Annotated in this window: 19 protein-coding genes; 11 read left to right on the forward strand and 8 right to left on the reverse strand. The window is 43.8% G+C overall.

What is annotated here, in order from left to right; all coding sequences use genetic code 11:
- Positions 1 to 77: 77 nt before the first annotated feature.
- Entirely contained in the window at positions 78 to 305 is a 228-nt protein-coding gene (locus OQJ75_RS19025; RefSeq protein WP_009846577.1) for a hypothetical protein, read from the reverse strand.
- Between the two features lie 618 nt (positions 306 to 923).
- Between OQJ75_RS19025 and OQJ75_RS19030 the strand changes: the two genes are divergently transcribed.
- From OQJ75_RS19030 to gnd, 5 genes are all read left to right on the forward strand, one after another.
- Positions 924 to 2,576: a sensor histidine kinase gene (locus tag OQJ75_RS19030; protein ID WP_265974498.1), complete on the forward strand. Its 1,653-nt coding sequence runs from the start codon at positions 924 to 926 to the stop codon at positions 2,574 to 2,576.
- Between the two features lie 69 nt (positions 2,577 to 2,645).
- Positions 2,646 to 3,341: a response regulator gene (locus OQJ75_RS19035; RefSeq protein WP_132761951.1), complete on the forward strand. Its 696-nt coding sequence runs from the start codon at positions 2,646 to 2,648 to the stop codon at positions 3,339 to 3,341.
- Between the two features lie 442 nt (positions 3,342 to 3,783).
- The gene (zwf, locus tag OQJ75_RS19040) at positions 3,784 to 5,286 is read left to right on the forward strand and encodes a glucose-6-phosphate dehydrogenase (RefSeq protein WP_029226035.1); all 1,503 of its coding nucleotides are present in this window, start codon (positions 3,784 to 3,786) and stop codon (positions 5,284 to 5,286) included.
- Entirely contained in the window at positions 5,283 to 5,999 is a 717-nt protein-coding gene (pgl, locus tag OQJ75_RS19045; protein WP_248391008.1) for a 6-phosphogluconolactonase, read from the forward strand. The genes zwf and pgl overlap by 4 nt, the downstream gene beginning before the upstream one ends.
- A gap of 28 nt (positions 6,000 to 6,027) precedes the next feature.
- Positions 6,028 to 7,476: a decarboxylating NADP(+)-dependent phosphogluconate dehydrogenase gene (gene gnd / locus OQJ75_RS19050; protein WP_017059712.1), complete on the forward strand. Its 1,449-nt coding sequence runs from the start codon at positions 6,028 to 6,030 to the stop codon at positions 7,474 to 7,476.
- A gap of 122 nt (positions 7,477 to 7,598) precedes the next feature.
- On the opposite strand, the gene OQJ75_RS19055 is transcribed toward gnd, so the two are convergent.
- Complete coding sequence (locus OQJ75_RS19055; protein WP_248371649.1) at positions 7,599 to 8,759, reverse strand: HD-GYP domain-containing protein; 1,161 nt, start codon at positions 8,757 to 8,759, stop codon at positions 7,599 to 7,601.
- A gap of 428 nt (positions 8,760 to 9,187) precedes the next feature.
- Between OQJ75_RS19055 and OQJ75_RS19060 the strand changes: the two genes are divergently transcribed.
- Positions 9,188 to 9,601, forward strand: coding sequence for a VF530 family DNA-binding protein (locus tag OQJ75_RS19060; protein WP_017055242.1), 414 nt, complete (start codon positions 9,188 to 9,190; stop codon positions 9,599 to 9,601).
- A 159-nt stretch (positions 9,602 to 9,760) separates the two neighbouring features.
- Here OQJ75_RS19060 and OQJ75_RS19065 read toward each other — a convergent pair whose 3' ends face one another.
- From OQJ75_RS19065 to OQJ75_RS19085, 5 genes are all read right to left on the reverse strand, one after another.
- On the reverse strand, positions 9,761 to 9,952 hold the full coding sequence (locus tag OQJ75_RS19065; protein WP_017629464.1) for a hypothetical protein: 192 nt from the start codon (positions 9,950 to 9,952) through the stop codon (positions 9,761 to 9,763).
- Between the two features lie 255 nt (positions 9,953 to 10,207).
- A complete protein-coding gene (locus OQJ75_RS19070) occupies positions 10,208 to 10,966 on the reverse strand; it encodes a sulfite exporter TauE/SafE family protein (RefSeq protein WP_265974499.1) in 759 nt (252 codons plus the stop codon).
- 192 nt (positions 10,967 to 11,158) lie between these two features.
- Positions 11,159 to 12,679 (reverse strand): tripartite tricarboxylate transporter permease, encoded by a 1,521-nt coding sequence (locus tag OQJ75_RS19075; RefSeq protein ID WP_265974500.1) that lies wholly within the window; start codon positions 12,677 to 12,679, stop codon positions 11,159 to 11,161.
- Between the two features lie 10 nt (positions 12,680 to 12,689).
- Positions 12,690 to 13,190, reverse strand: coding sequence for a tripartite tricarboxylate transporter TctB family protein (locus OQJ75_RS19080; protein WP_176681947.1), 501 nt, complete (start codon positions 13,188 to 13,190; stop codon positions 12,690 to 12,692).
- A 247-nt stretch (positions 13,191 to 13,437) separates the two neighbouring features.
- Positions 13,438 to 14,409 carry a tripartite tricarboxylate transporter substrate binding protein gene (locus OQJ75_RS19085; protein ID WP_239829721.1) on the reverse strand — a complete coding sequence of 324 codons (972 nt, stop codon included), beginning with the start codon at positions 14,407 to 14,409 and terminating at the stop codon, positions 13,438 to 13,440.
- A gap of 450 nt (positions 14,410 to 14,859) precedes the next feature.
- Here OQJ75_RS19085 and OQJ75_RS19090 point away from each other — a divergent pair, with 450 nt between their 5' ends.
- A complete protein-coding gene (locus tag OQJ75_RS19090) occupies positions 14,860 to 18,030 on the forward strand; it encodes an HD domain-containing phosphohydrolase (RefSeq protein ID WP_265974501.1) in 3,171 nt (1,056 codons plus the stop codon).
- Between the two features lie 31 nt (positions 18,031 to 18,061).
- Here the strand turns inward: OQJ75_RS19090 and OQJ75_RS19095 are convergent, their stop codons facing one another.
- Positions 18,062 to 18,826: an AraC family transcriptional regulator gene (locus OQJ75_RS19095; protein ID WP_265974502.1), complete on the reverse strand. Its 765-nt coding sequence runs from the start codon at positions 18,824 to 18,826 to the stop codon at positions 18,062 to 18,064.
- Between the two features lie 98 nt (positions 18,827 to 18,924).
- Here OQJ75_RS19095 and OQJ75_RS19100 point away from each other — a divergent pair, with 98 nt between their 5' ends.
- The 4 genes from OQJ75_RS19100 to prpC all read left to right on the forward strand — a co-directional run bounded on the left by OQJ75_RS19100 (position 18,925) and on the right by prpC (position 23,512).
- A complete protein-coding gene (locus OQJ75_RS19100) occupies positions 18,925 to 20,046 on the forward strand; it encodes a multidrug effflux MFS transporter (protein WP_265974503.1) in 1,122 nt (373 codons plus the stop codon).
- 381 nt (positions 20,047 to 20,427) lie between these two features.
- Positions 20,428 to 21,147 (forward strand): GntR family transcriptional regulator, encoded by a 720-nt coding sequence (locus OQJ75_RS19105; protein WP_265974504.1) that lies wholly within the window; start codon positions 20,428 to 20,430, stop codon positions 21,145 to 21,147.
- Between the two features lie 100 nt (positions 21,148 to 21,247).
- Positions 21,248 to 22,144: a methylisocitrate lyase gene (gene prpB, locus OQJ75_RS19110; RefSeq protein WP_265974505.1), complete on the forward strand. Its 897-nt coding sequence runs from the start codon at positions 21,248 to 21,250 to the stop codon at positions 22,142 to 22,144.
- Positions 22,145 to 22,291: 147 nt separating this feature from the next.
- The gene (prpC, locus tag OQJ75_RS19115; RefSeq protein WP_265974506.1) at positions 22,292 to 23,512 is read left to right on the forward strand and encodes a 2-methylcitrate synthase; all 1,221 of its coding nucleotides are present in this window, start codon (positions 22,292 to 22,294) and stop codon (positions 23,510 to 23,512) included.
- The last annotated feature ends 76 nt before the right edge of the window (positions 23,513 to 23,588 follow it).

A 23,588-nucleotide genomic window follows, 5' to 3' on the forward strand; every position in this document is an offset into this window, starting at 1 on the left:
ATAAATGAAACTTAAAAAGCACGCAGAAGCGTGCTCTTTAAGTTCAGTATAGAAGTGTTTTTACAAAATGAAGTAGGTTATTTAAAGCTAGGACAATGGTGATCGGCGCGCCACACCAATTGTCTTGAACCTTGCATTGTTTGTAATAAATCTCTACCTGACATTTGAGGGAATGCTAACAACACCTTGAGATCGAGAGGGGAGGTGCCATCTTTCTCATAGGCTCTTACGTGAGTAAAAGTCGATTGTAAGTGTTTGAACAGCATAGTCTTAGTAAGACAAATTCCAAAGTTATCGCGTTTCATTGCCTGGTTTCCTTTTCAACAATGTTTATACGTTATGTTTTTTATCCTGTTTCTAATGGACGTTGCCACTGATCGATACTTCCAGCTCATCAATGTTTTATTATTGGGCGCTGATTTGATCAAGCACCTCTGAGTTGTCATGCTGGCCTTTAGTGTAAATTAGGATGTGTGAATGAGGTTAGACAGATAACCTGTTTGTTCAACAACCGTAGCGCAGAGCGTGCAACTTTTAGTTATAGATACGTCCAGTGAGCGAAGGCTTGTTGTCTTTTTGTTAATCGAAATTTCGATTTAAAGCGCTGTCAGAAAATCATGACTTATGACTTGGCAACAATAAACTTCTTCATATGCAACCATTATAATTGTATTTATTTTAAACAACCTAAAAAACACCTAAAAGCTTAGTGATCTAGCTCAATATTTATTCGTTTATTTTGGCTTTTAAGCTAAACCGTTCTAAAAGTGAACGATTAATCGAAAGGAACAACGTACCGGATTATCAGTTAACAATCTGCTCAATTATTTAGTTGAGTAACAGTCACAAATTCGCGTACCTAAAAAGGTCATGCAATTAACTTGGTGTTAACATTGTTCGTCTAACGTTAGGGACGGTGGAATATGAAATGGAGCAGTATCAGTTTCCGTAAAAGGTTACTGATTATCATGACGGTCACAGGCCTTGTTGAACTTTTGATTCTTGCAGCGGCTGGTTTTTACTACATCAAACAATCTCAAGAGCAAGAGATGGGTTTGAAAGCGTTAGGTGTTGCTGAATTTCTATCTGAATCGCCACTTGTCACCAGCATTATTCAAGAAAATGGAACGTTGGACCCTAATGGCGTTCCCTACGTTCTGTCTGAAGAAACCCAAGTTAAGTTTCGTAACCTTACTCAGCTCATTGGTGCGGCGTTTATCGTTGTGGGAGATGATAAAGGTATCCGCCTGATTCACCCTTATGATGACAGGCTCGGTAAACCCATGCGTGGTGGTGATAACCAAAAAGCATTGGTATTGGGTGAGTCTTATGTGTCGACAGCCAAAGGATCACTTGGTTTTTCAGTTCGTGGTAAATCCGCGGTAAAAGACACCCAAGGGACCATTATTGGTGTGGTGTCAGTTGGTTACTTATTGGATTCTTTGCAAGATCGAATCGAACCCTATTTAGCCTTTTTGATTGTGATGGCGTTGCTGGTGGTTGCGGTCAACGCTTTGATTTCGAGTTATGTATCTCGCCGTTTTCAACGCGCTATTTTAGGCTTTGAGCCTGAAGAGATAGGCCGGTTGTATGTTGAGCTAGATGTAACCATGAGTACCGTGAAAGAGGGCATTTTGAGCATCGATAAGCACGGCATTTTGCGTTCTATTAATAAGAGTGCCTGCGATATTTTATCGATAGACAGGGATAAAGCACTCAATCAACAGCGCCTTTCTGATGTATTGCCAGGCAGTGATTTAGAGCAACTGTTATCAACCGGCGACACCGACCACGATGTTGAGTTGTATTTAAACAATAAGCGAATCATTGCTAACCGTAGCCCAATTATAGTGGCGGGTGAAGTGGTCGGCGCGGTATCCAGTTTCCGATTGCGAAATGAAATCAACGACTTAACAGATCAACTCTCACAAACCAAAGAGTATGCTGATCTACTGCGTTCACAAACTCACGAGCACCAAAACAAGCTCAACACCATCAGTGGTTTGATTCAGATGGGCGAATTGGATTCAGTTCAGCAACTGATAGGCCAAGAAACGGAGCACTATCAAAGCTTGATCGCGTTCTTGCGTGAGACCGTTAAAGACCCGCTCATTGCAGGCATGCTTTTAGGGAAAACGGAGCGCGCACGAGAAATAGGTTTGGAGCTCAAGGTCGAAGAAGGCTCAAGGCTTGAAGCTCTGCCTCGCTGGTTAAACGCTGATGACGTTGTCACAATCCTTGGCAACCTGATTGATAACGCCTTTGATGCAACGATGACGGTTATTAAGCTAGAGGGACAAATTGCGCCAGCGCGTCGGGTTATTGAAGTGTCAATCAGTGATTTTGGTAATGAAATTATCGTAGAAGTAGAAGACAAAGGGTGCGGTTTGCCGAAAGAGTTGGCGACCAAAGCACTCACCGAAAAAGGCGTATCGAGCAAAGCGAAGCAAAATCGTGGTGTGGGTTTGTATCTGATAAAGCAGCTGGCAGACCGATATCAAGGGCAGCTTGAAATGGTCGATAACCACGATTTTGGCACGCGAATGACGGTTTATCTGCCAAAAGAAGAACAATAATAATTAAGCACGAAGCGATCTTGTGAAGATCATCGTGACGGAAAAAGCATGCTTAAAGGAAGAACATAAATGAACGCAATCACGAGAGTCATGGTCATTGAAGATGATATTGCGATTGCAGAGCTACACCATCGTTATTTAGAACAGATGGGTGGCTTTGACGTGGTCGGCATTGCCACCACACAGTCTGAAGCGCTGATGCAACTGGACATCTTAAAACCTGATTTGGTGTTATTGGATGTGTATCTGCCGGACGGGTGTGGGCTCGATATTCTTAATCACGTAAGAGGGAGCAATCAAGGCTGCGACGTTATCTTGATTACTGCTGCTCGCGATGTGGATACACTGCAACAGGCAATGCGCGGTGGAGTGGTCGATTATCTATTGAAACCTGTGATGTTCCCTCGCTTGGAAGCGGCGCTGAAAAAGTATCAGTCACAGCAGCAAGAGTTTGAAAGCGTGTCTGACCTTAACCAAGGCTTGGTCGACAAGATGTTGCAAGCGAATGCGAAAGCAGATTCAGCGAAAGTATCGACGTTACCTAAAGGGATCGACGGTGTAACGCTCGACAAGATTCGTGCGGTCTTTCAACAAGCTGACGCGACGAATATTACGGCTGATGAGGCAGGTGAACGTATTGGTGCAAGCCGAACCACTGCAAGACGCTACCTAGAATTCTTGATCACGACGGGTGAGTTGGTTGCCGATTTAAACTACGGCACCGTTGGTCGTCCTGAACGTTGTTATAACAAAGCGAAAAGATAAGGCAGTGCGAGAAGCTATATTCATCCGAAGACGCCTTTACATTCCAAATAAACTGTAAAACCAGTTGAATAAGCTGGTTTTAGTTTCCCTTTTAACATCCGCAAGTCACTCCACAGACCAGATGCCATTCTTTCTTGACTACAATGTTTGAGAATGCCGATTTGCTGCTATTTCTACCTTTGTGAACTCAGCTATCGATTAGAATTTGTTCGAAATGAGTCAATATTTAATCGATTGCTTTCACAGTGGTTGATGTAAATCAAATACTCATAGACAATACTGTCCCGAATAGAGGTGATAGCATTCACCCTCGTTTACCAAACGCATTCTCAAATTTAATAGGCGCTTACTATTGATGTAATAGTTAAGACCTATTATCTATTTTCGTATGTCGCTGATACCTTTGGCGAATACTAAAAACCTTGTTTTTATAGGAAAGATGATGGTAATACCTGAAAACAGCAGCATCGTTATTTTTGGTGCGTCGGGAGATCTAACTTACCGCAAGTTAATTCCTGCTTTGTACCACCTGTATGCTAGCAATCAACTTCCAGAATCCTTTGCGATTCTTGGAGTGAGCCGTACTGAGTACAGCGACGAGTCTTACCGTGAGAAGCTGAAGAAGTCTCTTCAGGAAATGGAAAAAACTGAGCCAGAGACGCTGAATGCATTTATTGAACATCTGCATTACCAAGCGATCAACACTTCAGATGTAGATGATTACGCTCGTCTAGCACAACGTCTGGATAAGCTTGAGCAAGACTACCAATTCGAAAACCATAACACATTGTTCTACTTGGCAACCCCGCCAAGCCTTTACGGTGTGATCCCAGCAAACCTTGCTGCACATGGCCTGAACGATGAGAAGAACGGCTGGCGTCGTCTTATCATTGAGAAGCCATTTGGTTACGATCTAGCATCAGCTCAAGCGCTGGATGAAGAGATCCATCATCACTTCCAAGAACACCAGATCTACCGTATCGACCATTACCTTGGTAAAGAAACGGTACAAAACCTTCTAGTGCTTCGTTTCTCAAACGCGATGTTTGAACCTCTGTGGAACCGTAACTTCATTGAATACGTTGAAATCACAGGTGCTGAGTTTCTTGGCGTAGAAGAGCGTGGCGGGTACTACGACGGTTCTGGCGCCGTTCGTGACATGTTCCAAAACCACTTGCTACAAGTGTTAGCAATGGTTGGCATGGAGCCACCTGCACAAATCAATGCGGATTCAATTCGTGACGAAGTGGTTAAAGTACTTCAGTGTCTGAAACCACTGGAAGAAGACGACCTGCGTAAAGATTTGGTTTTAGGTCAGTACACAGCATCAGACGTTCGTGGTCAGCATTTGCCTGGTTACCGTGAAGAACCGGGTGTGGCAGATGACTCTCGTACTGAAACGTACATTGGTCTTAAAGCACACATCAACAACTGGCGTTGGAATGGGGTTCCTTTCTACGTACGTACGGGTAAACGCTTACCAACGCGCGTAACGGAAATCGTGATTCACTTTAAGAACACGCCTCACCCAGTGTTTGGTCAAGATGCACCTGAGAACAAGCTGATTATCCGTATCCAACCGGATGAAGGTATTCAGATGAGCTTTGGTTTGAAAGAGCCAGGTGCAGGTTTCAAAGCAAAAGAAGTGAAAATGAACTTCTCTTACTCTGACTTACCTGAAACTCAGATGCTAACGGCTTATGAGCGTCTTCTTCTTGATGCACTGAACGGTGATGCGACTCTGTTTGCACGTACCGATGCAGTAGAAGCATGTTGGAAGTACGTTCAACCAATCTTAGACTTCAAGCAAGATCCTCAAGCACTGTTTGGCTATGCTTGTGGTACTTGGGGCCCACAAGAAGCAGATGAACTTCTGCAACGTGATGGCCGCGCATGGCGTTTCCCATGCAAAAACTTAACAGACACGGATTACTGCGAACTATGATCAATCACAAGATCTTTGCAACGCCTGAACTGGTTGTTGAAAACCTAGCAAATGAAATGAAAGCATACAGCGAGCAGGGCACACCTGTTCATATTTCACTGTCGGGTGGCAGCACGCCAAAAATGCTTTTCAAGCTTTTAGCGCAGGCGCCTTACGCTGAAGGTATTCAATGGAATAACCTTCACTTCTGGTGGGGCGACGAACGTTGCGTTGCACCAGACGACGCTGAAAGCAATTTCGGTGAAGCGAATGCATTGTTGTTTACTCAAGTAAACCTTCCTGCTGAAAACATCCACCGCATTCGTGGTGAAGATGAACCTAAAGCAGAAGCAGAGCGTTTCGCAAAAGAGATGGCAGACGTAATCCCAACTGAAAACGGGACGCCTGTCTTCGATTGGATTCTGCTTGGTGTTGGCGCAGACGGTCACACAGCTTCACTATTCCCGGGCGCAACGGACTACCAAGATGAGAACCTATCAGTATTAGCTTCTCACCCTGAGTCGGGTCAAATCCGTGTTTCTAAAACAGCGAAAGTTTTAGAAGCAGCAAAACGAATCAGCTACCTAGTACTAGGTGCAGGTAAAGTTGAGATCGTTAAAGAAATTCATACTACTCCTGCTTCAGAGTTGCCTTACCCGGCAGCGAAAATCCAGTCTAAAACTGGCGAAACAGAGTGGTTCCTAGATTCAAATGCAGCAAGTGCTATCGCATAAGTGCGAATAGCCGCAAGGAGATAAAATAATGAAAGGTGATATCGGTGTAATTGGCCTAGCGGTAATGGGTCAGAACCTTATCCTAAACATGAACGATCACGGCTTCAAAGTTGTGGCTCATAACCGTACTGCTGCTAAAGTAGACGAGTTCCTAGAAGGCCCAGCTAAAGGTACTAACATTGTTGGTGCTTACTCTCTAGAAGAGCTAGTTGAGAAGCTAGAAGCGCCACGTAAAGTGATGCTTATGGTTCGCGCTGGTGACGTTGTAGACACGTTCATCGAAAACCTAATCCCACTTCTAGACGAAGGCGACATCATCATTGATGGTGGTAACACTAACTACCCAGACACTAACCGTCGTGTAGCGCATTGTCGTGAGAAAGGCATCCACTTCATCGGTACTGGTGTTTCTGGTGGTGAAGAAGGTGCTCGTTTCGGTCCTTCAATCATGCCAGGTGGCGCGGCTGAAGCTTGGGAAGCGGTTAAGCCAATCTTCCAAGGTATCTCTGCAAAAACTGACGCTGGTGAGCCTTGTTGTGACTGGGTTGGTAACGACGGTGCTGGTCACTTCGTTAAGATGGTACACAACGGCATCGAATACGGTGACATGCAGCTTATCACTGAAGCATACCAGTTCATGAAAGATGGCCTAGGTATGTCTGCTGACGAGATGCAAGCAGTATTCGCTGACTGGAACAAAACTGAGCTAGACAGCTACCTAGTTGAAATCACTGCTGACATCCTTGGCTACAAAGATGAAGACGGTGAAGCGCTAGTTGAGAAAATCCTAGACACTGCAGGCCAAAAAGGTACTGGTAAGTGGACTGGTATCAACGCACTAGACCTAGGTATCCCACTGACTCTAATCTCTGAGTCTGTATTCTCTCGTTGCCTATCTGCTCTTAAAGACCAACGTGTTGAAGCTGAAGCTTTGTTTGAGAAGACAATCACTCCAGTTGAAGGCGACAAGCAAGAATGGGTTGACGCACTACGTCAAGCTCTACTGGCTTCTAAGATCATCTCTTACGCTCAAGGTTTCATGCTAATGCGTGAAGCGTCGAACGAAAACGGCTGGGACCTAAACTACGGTAACGTAGCACTAATGTGGCGTGGTGGTTGTATCATCCGTTCTGCATTCCTAGGCAACATCCGTGATGCGTACGAAGCAAACCCAGACATCGCGTTCCTAGGTTCTGATGAGTACTTCAAAAACATCCTACAAGGCAGCCTAGTAGCATGGCGTAAAGTAGCAGCAAAATCTCTAGAGTCTGGTATCCCAATGCCATGTACGATTTCTGCGCTATCTTTCCTAGACGGTTACACAACAGCACGTCTACCAGCGAACCTGCTTCAAGCTCAACGTGACTACTTCGGTGCTCACACTTACGAGCGTACTGACCGTCCACGTGGTGAATTCTTCCACACAAACTGGACTGGTACAGGCGGCGACACTGCTTCTACAACTTACGACGTATAATCGTTAGTTAGAATCAGTAAGAACGTGTTTGTTCTTTAAGCTGTAAATAGAAAAAAGGATGCCAATAGGCATCCTTTTTTGTTGGCTTCGATTTAGCATAAGTCATTCGAAATTCACTCAGGCTAAGCCATCATAGCTTGAGGTTTTACATCGTCGTTGTATTGCTCTCGAATTGCCATAAAGTCGTCTAGGTTCTGTTTAAGGGCCTCAACACATTCAGGGTCGAACATCGAACCGTTGTGCGCTTCAATGTACTCCATGACTTCATCGAGTGACCATGCGTGCTTATAGGCTCTTTTACTCATCAGCGCGTCAAACACATCCGCGAGCGTTACAATTCGTGCTTCAAGCGGAATCGCAGTATGACTCAAACCATCGGGTAACCCCGAACCATCAAACCGCTCGTGGTGATGACGCACAATATTCTTAATGAACTGAATTTCATCAGAACACATAGAGCAATGATGGGAGAGTGACACCACATCGTTAATCATCTCTTCACCATACAAGGTGTGGTTGTTCATTATGGCTCTTTCTTCTTCTGAGAAACGTCCCGTGCTGAATAACACGTTATCTGGGATTCGGTACTTACCAATGTCGTGAAATGGCGCATATAAGCGAATACGGTGAACGAACTGATGGGTAATCGAATTGTTACTGTGCGAAAGCGTACGTGCGAGCTGCTCGCTGTATTTTCCCATGCGAATCAGATGTTCTTTGGTTTCAGGGTCGCGCGCATGTCCCATGTTTAGAGCGACCGCTAAAGAGGATTGAAAATGACGCTGACGTTCGAATAGTTGTACAAACAGGTTCGAAATCGCTTGAGTGAGGTAGGCGATGTCGCTTTGGATTGTCTGCTTAGCAAAAAAGTCAGTGCATGATGCGTTGATGAAAACGAATCCGAGGTTACTCTCTTGGTAGTGGATTGGAGTTGTATAGCTACTTTGGTGACCGAGCTCGAGTAGATGAGAGATTTGCTTCGTCGGATTGATCAAAGAGAGGTCATCAACAATTCTAGTCTCCAATGATTCAGCCAGACGACTCAAAGCGGAGTTGGGTTTGATTTCTTGTTCGATGTAGTGGTGCTTGACGTTTTGGCACAGTGAATCTGATACAAAATAATTAGATGCTTTATTTTCACTGCATAGCACCACGGATAGCCGAGATAGTATGGGGTAGTGTTCACGAGCTAGCTGGAACAGATCATCGACAATGGCGACGATGTCTTTGTCTTGGGCCGCTGCTCTACTGAAATGTGAGTAGTCAAACATTTGGCAAGCCAACCTTTACTTATAATTATGTCATTGTTTAATCCGGTCTTTTACCGTTTCGATATTCAATAAAACCATAGCATTGTGTTATTAAGATGTAATACTGCGTACTGAAAAACTTTAATGTCATCACTAAATACATGGATTTTGCATACGGTTACTATAAGTTTTGTTAGGTTAAACCAGTTTCATATCTTTTGCGGGGGAGTTTTGTTTGAAGAATGTCTTAGTCTGTATAGCGAGCTAAGGTAGGGTGTTAAGTGACCAATTCGAAATTAATTTCAAAGATAAATAGGATAACGAGTATGCTTTATGCCATCATAAAGGCATAAATAAGGGCAATGGATGTAATGCCCAAGTGATTGAGCTAGAAATGGTCAGTGATGACGGTGTTCTAGAGTAAATTCAAGGCCTTTAGTTGCCTTGAAAAAGGTAATGTTATGACTGAAGAAGAAAGAATCGAACTGCAACAAAATAACCCGCTACATGGCTTAAAGCTTGAAACCATGATCACTGAATTAGTGGACCATTATGGTTGGGAAATTTTAGATGCGGCAATGCGTATGAACTGCTTTAATACTAAGCCTACAGTGGCAAGCGCAGTTAAATACCTGAAGAAAACCGAATGGGCTCGTGAAAAGGTTGAAAACTTCTACCTTTACCGTTTCAAGCGCATGCCTAAAGCATCGGACATTGAGTACCAGATGCCTCCGCGTTCACGTACATTCCGCCATGGGCTAGAACCTCGTGAGCCAATGGAACTAACGGTTGAGTCTATCCAAGCTTCTCAAGCTAAAGCTGCGTCTGCGTTTAAAGAGCGCCGCGGCGGTAACGGTCGTAATTTCCGTCGCTAGCAAAAGGGCGTCGTTAATAGAAATGCGTCGCTAAGTAAGGCTATCGCTAATAGAAAGCCGTCGAAATAGCCTAATCAGCTAAAGCGATAAGCATAAAATACAAAAGGAGCCTAAGTGCTCCTTTTTTAATGCGTGAAGCTTTAGCTTTAGTCGTTCGTCTTAAGCTTCACGGTTCTTTCTTTGATTCTTCCAAAGGTCAACGCTATAGACAATGGCGCTGATCAGTAAGAATAGCGCTGACACAGAAAACAGAGCGGGCATTTTTAGAATCCACGCGAATGTGGCAGCAAGAAAAGCGACAAAGCAAATGAGTCGACTTGATGACATGACATGACCGAGTTTAATGTTCATAACGCCTCCTAATGAAGTCTCACTTTCGACAGGAGAATTATCCCACTTTCCATAAAAGAAAGGCTAAAAAACAGTCTAAATTGTTATCAAATTTACTAATTAAAGGACTCGTCTCACATATATCGACATGGCTATTTTATAAGCAATAAAATAGCGAGATAGATAATGCGAGAGTCAGCTTTCCCGCTGTGTTTTCCAGTTAGAATTAGATTCAGTCTCGGGTTTAATTAGTGTCAAACCGACTTAGCATAAAGCCTAGTTAGTATAGAAAAAGTAAGCGGTGATTAAGAAACTCGCGATGATCACTGTGTTACGAACATACTGTTGTGGGATTCGGCGAGAGATTTTTGCTGAATAGTAACCACCGACCAATGTCCCAAATAAAACGGCCATGCCTGACGGCCAATCAATCGAACCATTCATAACAAAGAACACGATTGCTGCGAGTGATGCACATGCCGATACCAACAATTTGATGCCATTCATCACGTTGATATTGGTATATCCAGCCAGTGCCAAGTAGCTCAATGTCACAATGCCTAAGCCTGCATTAAAATAACCACCATAAACACACACGATCAAAAGTAATACGGCGGAAAAGAAGGCGCCTGCGCTGGTGGCGTGCTTATGTTTAGCGGTTACTTTTTTTAGCCATTTATTGAGCGTGCCACCAAAGGTAAAAAGTAGAGCGGCGAACAACAATAACCAAGGGACGGATTGAGTAAATAGCGCTTCTGGTGTGTGTAGTAGTAAAAATGCACCAATGCCGCCGCCTATTACACATAACCCGACAACGAGTTTGAGTTGTTTGGTGCCAGATTGAATGTCATGGCGCAGTGCATAAGCACCACTGATGTAACCAGCGCATGAAGCAAAGGTATTGGTCGCGTTGGCCGCTATTGGTGGAACACCAGCAAATAATAGAGCGGGGAAGGTGATGAAGCTGCCGCCGCCCGCAATTGAGTTAAGCACACCGCCAATCACCCCTGATAAGAATAGAATCAACCAATCCATAGTTTTAGAATCCAATACGTTAACTAGCTGGTTACCTTACTTGAATTTGTTATGAATATCAGCGCCGAGTGTGTTGTAAAGGTAGGTTTGTGAGTTTGCTACCATCTTTAATCGCTAGTTCTAATTGAGGTCCTAAATGAAAAAAGGAGCCAATGGCTCCTTTCGTTGAGGTTTCGTTGAATTGGTAGAGTTTTACACTTCTACTGGCTTCGATTTAAAGCTTCTAAATAGTTTTACTAAGATTGGGCTAGATAGTACCAGCACAGCCAGAATAGTGAACGTCATCGTGATTGGTCGTTCCCATAGGAAGCTGAGTTCACCATCACTGATCATCAGTGCGCGTCTCAAGTTCTCTTCCATCAAACCACCTAATATGAAGCCAAGCAGTAACGGTGCGAGTGGGAAGTTGGCCAGCCTTAACGCTATCGCCGCCATCGCCACAATGAGCATTACAAACACATCCATCGTGTTGAAAGATACCAAGTACACGCCAGTGATTGAGAAGAAGATAATCATTGGTAGGAGTACCGTTCTTGGTACAGCAAGCAGTTTAGAGATATATGGGATCAACGGTAGGTTTAAGATAACCAGTACAATGTTACCAAAGTACATAGAGATAATTACCGACCAAAATACATCTGGATGTTCAACAAACAAGCGAGGACCCGGTTGGATACCATAAGCAATCAATGCACCTAGCATGATAGCTGTAGTACCAGAGCCCGGAATACCAAGTGTCAGTAGTGGAACGAATGAACCACTTGATGCTGCATTGTTTGCTGATTCAGGTGCAACAAGACCACGAATACTGCCTTTACCAAATTCTTTCTGTTTGTCTTTTGGCGCGAGGCTACGTTCCATACCGTAACTTAAGAAAGCGGCAATCGTTGCACCAGCACCAGGTAGAACACCGGTAAAGAAACCAAGGATCGAAGAACGAATCGAAACGGGCGCGACTTCTTTGAACTCTTCTTTAGTCACTTTCATGCTGCCAATATCGGCCATCTTTTGGCTTTCTTCGCCGCTGGTGTCTTTCTCAGGTTTCAAAATACCCATTAAAGTTTCACCTAAAGCGAAGGTTGCCATTGCAAGAAGTAGGAAACTAAAGCCGTCCATAAGATCCGTTAGACCAAATGTGAAACGTTCAACACCAACACCTTTATCGATACCTACCGTTGAAAGCATCAAACCTAAGATGGTCATCATCCACGCTTTGATAACCTGTCCTGGGCCTGCAAACGCCGCAACAGCTGATAAACCTAATAGCATTAGTGCAAAGTAGTCAGAAGACTGGAAGCTCAATGACACGCTTGCTAGAGCGGGTGCCGCGATCAAAAGCATGATTGCTGAAAGCGTACCGCCAGTAAAAGAAGAGTAAGCTGCAAGGGCGAGTGCTTTACCTGCTTGGCCTTTTTGTGCCATTGGGTAGCCGTCGAACGCTGTTACCACAGTAGAAGAACAGCCCGGAGCGTTGATTAGGATTGATGACGTTGAGCCACCAAATACCGCGCCGTAGTAAACACCTGCCATCAAAATAAGACCAGAAGATGGGTCTAGGCCATAAGTGATAGGGATCATCAGAGCAATGGCTGAGATTGGACCTAGTCCCGGCAGCATCCCGATGAAGGTGCCTACGAAACAGCCCACGATTACCATCATGATGTTCATTGGCATCACAGCGGTAGAAAGTCCTTGTAAAATTCCGTCTAACATAATGTTATCCCTACCAAAGAGTGAAGATTAAACCAGGCTCTAGGTAGATATCTAAGCCTTGAGTTAAAAGAAGAAAGAACGCGATAACGAAAGGAAACGACGCGCCAAACAAGATAGATTTACGGCGCTCACCCAGTAGGTAGAAGCCCGCCAATAGGAAGAAGCTTGTTGCTAGAACGAAGCCAAGATATGTCAGTCCAACGCCATAAAATGCCATTAGCACTAAGAAACCAATCAGTAGTTTCCAGTTTAAAGGTGCGGTTTCACATTTAAGCTTTTTGTCTGGCTGACCAGTCACAAGCAGAATCAGCGACAACCCGATACCGATGAAAGTCAGCAGGGTAGGCAGTGTTCGCGCGGTAAAGGGTTCATATTCATCACCGGGAAACAGCGGAATCAGGGTGGTTTGGTAGCCGTAGCACAAGCATGCCAGCATAAAGATCAAAGCTCCGAGACGATCGCCTGAAAGCAAAGATTCCTTACTGAAAAATTTGGTTGGTAAGTCCGACATATCCAACTCCATTTGGGTGGTGTAGAAAAGTAAAAAACCGTACATGAGCGAGTCAATGAAATGTCTGGGATCACTAACCGAAGGTAAGCGAATTACGATGCTTGAGCTTAGCAAGCCACTTGCATTTACAACGAATCAGCAAGCGTGAGTAATACGTCTACGAATAAACAAAGGAGTTTGAAGTTAACTCATGTACGGCGAAACAAGGAAAGAGTAAGAGGGCACAAAGTCCCTCTATCGTTGTTGGTTATTTCAAGAAACCAAGCTCACGCATTAGGTCGCCCATCTGTTTTTCTTGATCTTCTAGGAAGGCGTAGAAATCTTTGTCCGCTTTGTAGTTATCGATCCAACCGTTACGGTCACGAACCACTTGCCACTCATCGGTTTTGTACATTTTGCCTAGCGCTTCATTCCACTCGTCGATTTTCGCTTGGCTAGTATTTGGAGCCGCGAAGAATCCACGCCAGTTAGCAAATACTGTTTCGTTGCCGTATTCGGTTAGTGTTGGAATGTCTGGTGCTGCTTCAAGACGTTTTGGAGCTGTTACCGCCAGTACTTTTACCTGTCCAGACTTAGACATCTCTAGTACTTCACCAAGGCCAGTTGAAAGCAGTTGGGTTTCACCAGAAAGCAGTGCAGCCATCGCTTTACCGCCCGCATCGTAAGCAATATAGCGAACCTTCTTCGCATCAAAACCTTCGCCTTTAAAGGCTGCTGCAACAACAAGGTGATCCATGCTGCCACGAGCTGAACCGCCAGCAATTTTTACTTTACGAGGGTTGGTTTCGAATTCTTTTACTACGTCTTCCCACGTGTTGTATTTAGAATCTGCAGAAGCAACGATTGCGCCGTAATCGGCAATGGTTGCAGCAACAGGTGTTAGGTCACGGAAAGACTGTGGGAAAATACCCGTGAGAGAGCGCACAACGATAGGTGTTGAGTTCACCATCAGCGTGTCTTCTTGGCGTTGAGCCGTTTCAATTAGGTGTGCAATGGCTTTACCACCGCCGCCACCAGATAGGTTTTGGAAAGAGACATTTTCTACGATGTCTGATTTCACCAGTACATCACCAGTACCACGAGCTGTCATATCCCAACCGCCGCCAGCGCCGCCAGGGATTAGGAAGTGGATTTTCTCTACGTCAGCAGCAAAAGTGTTGAAAGAAAAGGTTGCTGTGATGATAGAAGCCGCAAGAGTAGGTTTCAGTGCCTTGAACATGGTTCACGTTCCTTATGTAGGGGATCTCTTCAATGGAGAGAAACTTATGTTTTATATCCAGCTACTAAATACACGAATAGGGTATTGCTTAGTAGATGACGTTAAAGTTAACGGTGTGTTAACGAAATGTCTGTAATGCGGTGATATTGAGAATAAAGAACATTGGATTAATATTGTTCATAAAGTTCACGGGGAGGTGGCTGTAGGATTCTTCTAGCAATAATAACTAGGTTTTTCTTGAGTTTATGTGAACAATTTTTTTGACTGTTGGTCGCTTTATACTGCTGTGTATCATTAAAGAGGGTACTTATTGCGACACAAAGAGTGATATGGAGAGGCGCTCTTTAATATATAGAATAATATGTTGCTAGGTGTGCAGTGCTACTGTAATAATATGATTATAGCTGGCACGTTACATTTCTGAGCTAGTGGTTATTCAAGGATCGAATAATGACAGACAAAAAAATTTCGTTACGATTTACTGTTGGAGGAATGTTTTTACTCGCGACATTTCTTACCGCTGTTGTTGCGGTTTCACTGCAATATTACTTCAGTAAAAAAATGGCGACTGAGAATACCCTATCAAAGTTGACGATGGTGTCCCAAGAGCTGAGTAACTATATCGGCGCGGTTGATTCTGACGCAGCCAATACCGCGCGTTTACTTTCTTCAGTGAAACGTTCTATAAGTAACAAAATATCGAAAGAAGAGTCGCGTAGTATTCTTTCAGAAGCAATTAAAGATAATCCTCTGTTTTATAGTATTTACATTGGCTCATCTAATGAAAACTTCTTCCAAATTATTAATCTAGAATCTGCCCCTGTCGTTAGAGAAAAAATCGGTGCACAACAAACGGACCGTTGGGTTGTGGTTGAGATTCATAATATAGGGGAGGAGCGCGTCCGTACGACGAAATATTTTGACCAAGAGTTTACGCTAAGAAACTCAACTACGGAGCAGAGCAACTACCTTCCAACAACCAGGCCTTGGTATGTTTCTGCCAATGTTCAGTCGGTCGAAAAAACTCAGCCATATCTTTTCCAGCATTTACAAATTACCGGGCAAACTTATTCTTTAGCGTTTGATTCGAAAATCGAATCTGAAGTTCAACATGTGATTGGTATTGATATTGTGTTGTCTTCTTTAGCTAGCAAACTATCAGGTACGGCGCTTGGCTTAGCAGAAGACAGTAAGGTTGAGTCTTTCTTATATTCGAAATCGGGTAATATTATTGCGTCTAACCTCAAGGTTAACAATCAGGAATCGGAGTTTGATGTATCAACATTGATGCTATCGTCTGAGCAGCAAGCCTTGGTTAACGATACCCCTCCGCTGTTAGTGTCTAATCAAAATGATTGGGGGCCGATGGATTTTTCAGTGGCGGGAAAACCAAACGGCTATGCGATAGACCTTCTTAAAATGATTGGTGAGATGACAGGGATCAGGTTTGAATTTGTTAATGGTTTCTCTTGGGGCGAGCTTGTCAGTAAGTTTCAAGAAGGAAATATTGATGGCCTGCAATCGGTTCAACATTATAAAAATAATGGCATAGATGGCCTATACACGACTCCAATTTATGAATTGCCATTTTCTATCGTGACAAGGGTCGGCGCGAAGGTTGTCACTAATTATGCCGAGCTTGAGGGTAAAAAAGTTGCCATTTTATCTGGGTGGTCAATTATTCCTAAGTTGAGAGAGGATTTTCCGAACATTGATTTAGTTGAATTTGAAAACCTAGAGTCTGCATTTAATTCAATTGAAAGCGAAGAGAACTTTGCTTTCTTAGAAGCAGAACCCGTACTCTCGTTTGCATTAGATAGGTTTTTCCAGCCAGGCCTTGTTGTCAATGGGACTCTAGAAGATCTAAAACAGAACTACTCAAACCAATTCCATTTGGTGCTGCAGAGCAAGCATAAACAATTGCTCCCAATCATTGATCAAGCTATCAGTAAGTTAAGTGGTGAACAACTTGATGCCTTAGCGAAAAAGTGGCTGCATGATACCGGCTTTAATACGAATACGACGGTTCCTTATACTGAACTTTATGATTTGACTAAGGAAGCAACGGTTGAAGGCAGTATGGTAAGGGTAGAGTTGAATGGCGAGATCAAGCATCTCTATTTAAAGAAAATAGACACGGGCGAACACTACTCTGAGTATTTTGCGGTATTGATTCCCGAATCTGAAGTCTTCAGTACAGTCAATAAACGTCTAGCAACCTCTGTTGGTGTAACGGTGTTACTGATGAGTTTGACGTTGCCTATTGCTTGGGTTTTTGGTGCGCCGATAGTGCATCCAATTCGCCAATTAGAGGAAGAGACTCATAAGGTTAAGCTGCGTGATTATGACAACGTGACAATTCTTGATACTCGAATCAAAGAAGTGTGGGAATTATCTGTTGCCGTAAAAGATATGGCTATGGAGATTAAACGACATGAACAGATGCAAGAGGCGTTTGTTGAGTCGTTTATCAAGCTCATCGCTCAAGCGATCGATGATAAGTCCGCTTATACGGCAGGGCATTGTAATCGTGTACCAGAACTCGGTTTGATGCTGGCTGACGCGGCTGAAAAATCGCAGTCTCAACACTTCAAAGATTTTGAGTTTAAAAATGATGATGAACGTCGTGAGTTTAGAATTGCGGCTTGGCTTCATGATTGTGGCAAGATCACGACACCGGAACACATCGTCGATAAAGGTACGAAGCTTGAGGCCAACTACAATCGAATTCACGAGGTGAGAACACGATTTGAAGTACTTTGGCGTGATGCGGAAATCACTGCTTTGAGAAAACAACTTGAAGGTACGCTATCAACGCAACTGATAGCCGATGAGCTTGCGGCAACGAAACAGCAGCTACAAGATGACTTTGCCTTTATCGCGACATCGAACGTTGGTGGTGAGTTCATGAGTGACGACAAAGTTGCTCGTATTCGTTCGATAGCTGAGACGACTTGGACGCGTAACTTTGATGATCAACTTGGTTTATCACCGATAGAGGCGTTGAACCGAGAACCGAGTGCAAGTTTACCTGCGACAGAGCCACTGTTAAGTGACAAAGCAGAGCATATAGTGAAAAGAGATAGGCCGTTAGAGTTTGACCCGAAATATCAAATTAAAATGGATGTGCCGGAGCACCTATACAACTTAGGCGAAGTCTACAATCTGAGCATTGCACGTGGCACGTTAACTGCTGAAGACAGGTTCAAGATAAATGAGCATATGCTTGGCACGATTAAGATGCTTGAGAACCTGCCATTCCCGAAAGAACTAAGCCGTGTTCCTCGCTATGCTTCGACGCACCACGAAACACTCAAAGGCACAGGATATCCAAGGAAGTTGACTGGCGACGATCTTTCAATTCCAGAACGTATTCTGGTGATCTCCGATATTTTTGAGGCATTAACCGCTGCGGATAGGCCGTATAAGAAAGCGAAGCCGATTAGTGTTGCTGTCGATATCATGTACAAAATGGCGTTGGACGAGCATCTCGATATAGAACTGTTTAGGTTGTTCCTAACTAGCGGGACACATATCCGTTATGCCGAAACGTATTTAAAACCGGAACAGATCGATCATATAGACCTATCAAAATATGTAGTTGAAGGCGTCGCTGCTTAACTTTGCCAGAAAGCATGAATGGCTGTTGACCTCACTTCATGTAGTGAGTTGGGGTTTCTCCGGTGTGTTGCTTAAAGAAATGAATAAACGCACTGTCACTGGAGAGCTCTAACTCGTGGGCAACCACAGAGACACTCTTTTTTTCTGACAATTGCTCAATGGCACTTAACAGCCTCCATTGTTGACGCCAAGCTTGGTAAGGCATCCCCGTTTCTTTGATGAATAATCGGCTAACGGTCTTGCTGCTTGCTCCAATATGCTTGGCCATTTCATTGAGTGGTTGAGGTAACTGTGTTCCTAGTTTTACTTTTTGTAACCACAACGCTAATCGTTTATCTTTGGGTAAAGGTAGCGTTAGCTCGTTCCTTTCTGCGTAAGAAAGTTCCTCGCAACACAACGCCAATGTGTTTTGTTGCTCTTCACTAGGTTTATCCCAATCCCAAAAAGCCATTCGTTCGATCAACTCCTTTAGTAGTGGTGTGACGTTAAGAATACTTAACTCTTCAGGCAAGTTTTTAATGCGAAGAGGATCAAAATAAAGCGAACGATAGGCCACGACATTGGTCATGGTTGCACAATGCTCAATTCCTGCGGGTATCCACGCAACTTTGGTGGGCGGCAACACACAATGCATTCCGTCGAGGGTAATACTGATGCAACCATGTGGTGCAAATAACAATTGTGCACGGTTGTGTGTATGCATACCAGAATCGTGCCTGCCGACTTGGGCGGCAATGCCGACAAAGGGATAGGGCATTCCATCAACATAAAAAGGTGTGTTGTCATCGATTAACATTATTTGTCCTTATTTTGATATTTGTTGTTCTACTGTTGATATTTGAACATAAATGAAATCCATATACTTCTCTTATTCCAGTTTTAGAAGAGAATAATATGAATAAAAAAACCCATATGGGACTGATCATCGTTCTGCTGATGTTCCCCCAAATTGTTGAAACTATCTACAGCCCAGTATTGCCGCACTTAGTTGATTATTTTGGTGTATCAATGGCAAGCGCTAGTCAAACCTTGTCGATTTACTTTATTTCTTTTGCTATGGGTGTTGTTTTTTGGGGACGAGTTTCTGATCTTATTGGCCGAAGAAAAGCGATGTTGTGTGGTTTGTTTACTTATGGCGTTGGTTGCCTTTTAGCCATCACGGCAACTCAATTTGATATGGTCATGATTGCGCGGGTTGTTTCAGCTTTTGGGGCGGCGGTAGGCTCAGTTATTGGTCAAACAATATTGCGCGATAGCTATGAAGGCAAAGAGCTAGGGAAAGTGTTTTCGCTAGCAATTGTTGCAGTATCAATCAGCCCTGTTGTTGGTTTAATGTCAGGAGGATTGATTGCTGAATATTTTGGACACTTAGTGGTGTTCAGTTTATTGCTTGTCATGGCTTTTATATTGCTGATCGTATCGGCCTTTTCCTTACCCGAAACGAAACCTGCTGATACTAAAACAGTCAGCTTTATTGGTATTTTCACGGTAATGCTAAAAGATAGAGATATTTGGAAAAGTGCGATTCTTGTGGCTTGCTTTAATGTCATGATGTTTAGCTATTATTCTTTAGCGCCATTTATGTTCAGCCAGTTTGGCTTAAGTTCCATTGAATTTGGTTACAGTGGCGTGATATTAGCGGCAGCATCTGTTTTAGGAAGCTCGATGAATAAACGATTGCTAGTAAAAGAATGGGGTTCCCAACGACTCATTCAGATCGCGGTGTTAATCAGCTTTATTGGGGCTATTCAGGTGTACTTTTACCAAGACAACCTTTGGTTTCTATTAGGAATGGCTGCTGTGGTTGTAGGGTTTGGTATGGCAAGTCCTAATATATTTAGTACGGCGTTGGTCAATTATAAGCACCAAGCAGGCACGGCCGGGGCGGTTCTAGGGTTGTTGTATTACTGTTTAATTGGTGGGGGATTAGGGCTTGCTGGTGAGATTGGTAACTTAGGGGTAGTGCTAATAGGAATGTCTTTATTGGCAAGCACTATGTTGATGTCTCGTGATTAACCAATTTTGAGAGTGTTAATCTTGTGAATAATAAAGAGAGGCGATCATTGCTTCTCTTTTTTTTTTGGTCTAAATCGCTGATGAGTAGAAATGAATACTATATCTAAAAGGTGGATGGCAAATTGTCGACACATCGATTTCGAATAATTGTAGGGTAAGTAAGAGTTTGTTGGGTCTCTCCTAGCTTAATTCATTTATTAACAGTTGGTTAAGTCATTTTTGGTGTATTTTCTAACAAACTTTATCGTCTATAAAAAACACTACCTTAGTCTAAATTGTCGACAATTATCTTGATTGTCGACAATTTAATCGTGTATTTTATGTTCATGTTATGAAATTGTTGGCAATTAAGGTCGGCAATCAGAAGTGAGCAGCGTGAATATGAATACTGCGATAAAAGATCTCACCTTAAGTGCAAACACGAAAACACGTGTGAGCGACAAAGAAAACACCAAGTCGGAAAATCTGACAGAGTATCTCGTTGAGGCGATTGTTAACGGTGAATTAGCACCGGGCAGTAAGATCTCGGAACCTGAGCTAGCTAAACGCTTCGAGGTTAGTCGAGGGCCATTACGTGAAGCGATAATGCGTGTAGAGGGGCTTGGCCTAATTGAACGTATTCCTCACGTTGGAGCGCGAGTTATTACCTTTTCCGCAGACAAGCTGCTAGAGCTATATGCGGTGCGAGAGGCATTAGAGGGAATGGCGGCTCGATTAGCGGCGAGACACATCACACAAGAAGAGTTGATTGGGCTTGAAGGCTTATTGTCGACACATTCTAAACATATCGATGAAGTCGAAGGTTCTTCCTATTTTCATCAACATGGGGATTTCGATTTCCATTACCGAATTATTAAAGCCAGTCGCAATAGCAAGCTCATTTCGCTGTTGTGTGATGAGCTTTACCACCTACTGCGTATGTATCGCTACCAATCGCCTAGGGCACAGTCTCGACCAAAAGAGGCGCTTGATGAACACAAATACATTCTAAAAGCCATTCGTAACCGTGATGAAGAGTTAGCGGAAATGCTGATGCGAAGACACATCTCGGGCAGTCGACTGCTTATAGAGCAACAAATTCAATCCAAAGACCTTGGTTAACAGGCTACTGATATTTGCCAGCGGATCTGCGTTGGCGAGAGCTAAACATCAGTAGTTATAAAGATTAGATAGAAATAAACAATTAACAGGGAGCGTCATTATGAAGTTATCAGCAGGAGCAAATTTCCGACAAGCTGTGAAAGACAAAGATCCATTACAGATCGTCGGCACTGTGAATCCGTATTGCGCGATGATGGCAAAGAACTTGGGTCATCAGGCGATTTATTTGTCTGGTGGAGGCATCGCCAATGCGTCTTATGGCTTGCCTGATTTAGGTATTACGACATTGAACGATGTATTGGTCGATGTTGAACGTATTACCAATGCGTGTGATTTGCCCTTGCTGGTGGATATCGACACGGGCTTCGGTGGCGCCTTCAATATTGCACGAACCATTCGAGCGATGGAGAAAGCGGGCGCGGCTGCTATTCATATGGAAGACCAAGTAGCTCAGAAACGCTGTGGTCATCGACCAAATAAAGCAATTGTTAGTCAGCAAGAGATGGTCGATAGAGTCAAAGCGGCAACCGATGCTAGAACCGATGACAGCTTTGTGATTATGGCTCGTACCGATGCTCTGGCCGTAGAAGGCATAGACAGTGCGATTGAACGCGCAATTGCGTGTGTTGAAGCGGGTGCGGACATGATTTTCCCTGAAGCGATGAACCAGCTGGACCAATACGTGAAGTTCTCGGCGGCGTTGAAATCAGCAACCGGTAAGCATGTTCCTATCTTGGCCAACATCACAGAGTTTGGACAAACACCACTCTACAACTGTAAAGAGCTGGCGCAATCTAATGTCGACATGGTGCTTTATCCACTTAGTGCATTCCGCGCGATGAACAAAGCCGCAGAGAATGTTTACAAACACTTGTTAGTTGAAGGCAATCAGGAAGCTCTGTTGGATTCAATGCAAACCCGTAAAGAGCTGTACGAACACCTTAATTACCACGACTACGAGAACAAGCTTGACCAGTTGTTTTCAAGTGAAGAATAAATCCAACTTCAATTAATAAAAATCAACTTAATCCAATAACGTGAAATGGTTAGTCGCCATATCCAGTTCCGATTTTAATAAAGCGTCGGACATATAAATAGTCAGCACCAAAGAGTGCAGGCGGCTAACAAAGAAAAGGAGTTCAACATGTCTGTATCTTTGAGTGATAAAGCAACTGTCGACAATGCGTCAACGGCGAACAACAACGTAGACAAGAATGAAAGCGCAAAACCAACACCAACAGGTACTTCCGCGATTGGTGGTGCAGGGCTACGTGGCCAAAGTGCTGGAACCACCGCGCTATGTACCGTAGGCCAGTCAGGAACGGGTTTAACTTATCGTGGCTATGATATTACTGACCTTGCTAATCATGCTCAGTTTGAAGAAGTGGCTCACCTGTTACTAAGAGGTCATTTGCCCACTGAAAAAGAGCTCGATGATTACAAAGCCTTGTTAGTTGGCCTGCGTGGTCTGCCTCAACCATTGAAAGCGGCCTTAGAACTGATACCTGCAGGTGCTCATCCTATGGATGTGATGAGAACGGGTTGTTCAATGCTAGGTAATTTAGAGCAAGAATCTGACTTTTCTGAACAACTGCCTGCGACCGAACGTATGCTGGCGCTTTTTCCTGCCATTATTTGTTATTGGTACCGCTTTAGCCATGATGGCGTGCGAATTGATACTGAAGATCAAAGTGAAGCCTGTCTGGGTGGCTACTTCTTGAAAATGCTAACGGATAAAACACCTAGTGAACTTCATAAGAAGGTGATGCACTGCTCGCTAACGCTTTACGCAGAGCATGAGTTCAACGCATCTACTTTTGCTGCTCGTGTGTGTGCATCAACGCTGTCGGATATCCACTCTTGTGTCAACGCAGCGATTGGTACGTTGAGAGGTCCTTTACATGGCGGTGCGAATGAAGCGGCGATGGAAATGATCCAAGATTGGAAAACCGCCGATGAAGCAGAAACTAACATCATGCAGATGCTTGCTAACAAAGACAAAATTATGGGCTTCGGTCATGCCATTTATCGTGAAAGCGACCCACGAAATGCTCTAATCAAGCGTTGGTCAAAAGAGCTAGCTCAAGAGGTGGGTGATAAACAGCTTTACGCCGTTTCAGAACGTGTTGAAGCGGTTATGAAGCGCGAGAAAGGCTTGTTCTGTAATGCTGACTTCTTCCATGCATCGGCATATCACTTCATGGACATCCCAACCAAATTGTTTACTCCTATCTTCGTTATGAGCCGCCTTACGGGTTGGACGGCACACGTATTCGAGCAAAGAGAAAACAATCGAATTATTCGTCCAAGTGCAGACTACACCGGGCCAGAGCATCAAGACTGGCTACCAATCCATTTACGTTAGTCCTCTATATCGAGCCGACTTATATCTCGAGGTGACTGTTATCTTCATGTGATAAGGCCTCGAGAACCAACGAATA

This window comes from Vibrio sp. 14G-20 (assembly GCF_026241515.1).
Lineage (GTDB): Bacteria > Pseudomonadota > Gammaproteobacteria > Enterobacterales > Vibrionaceae > Vibrio.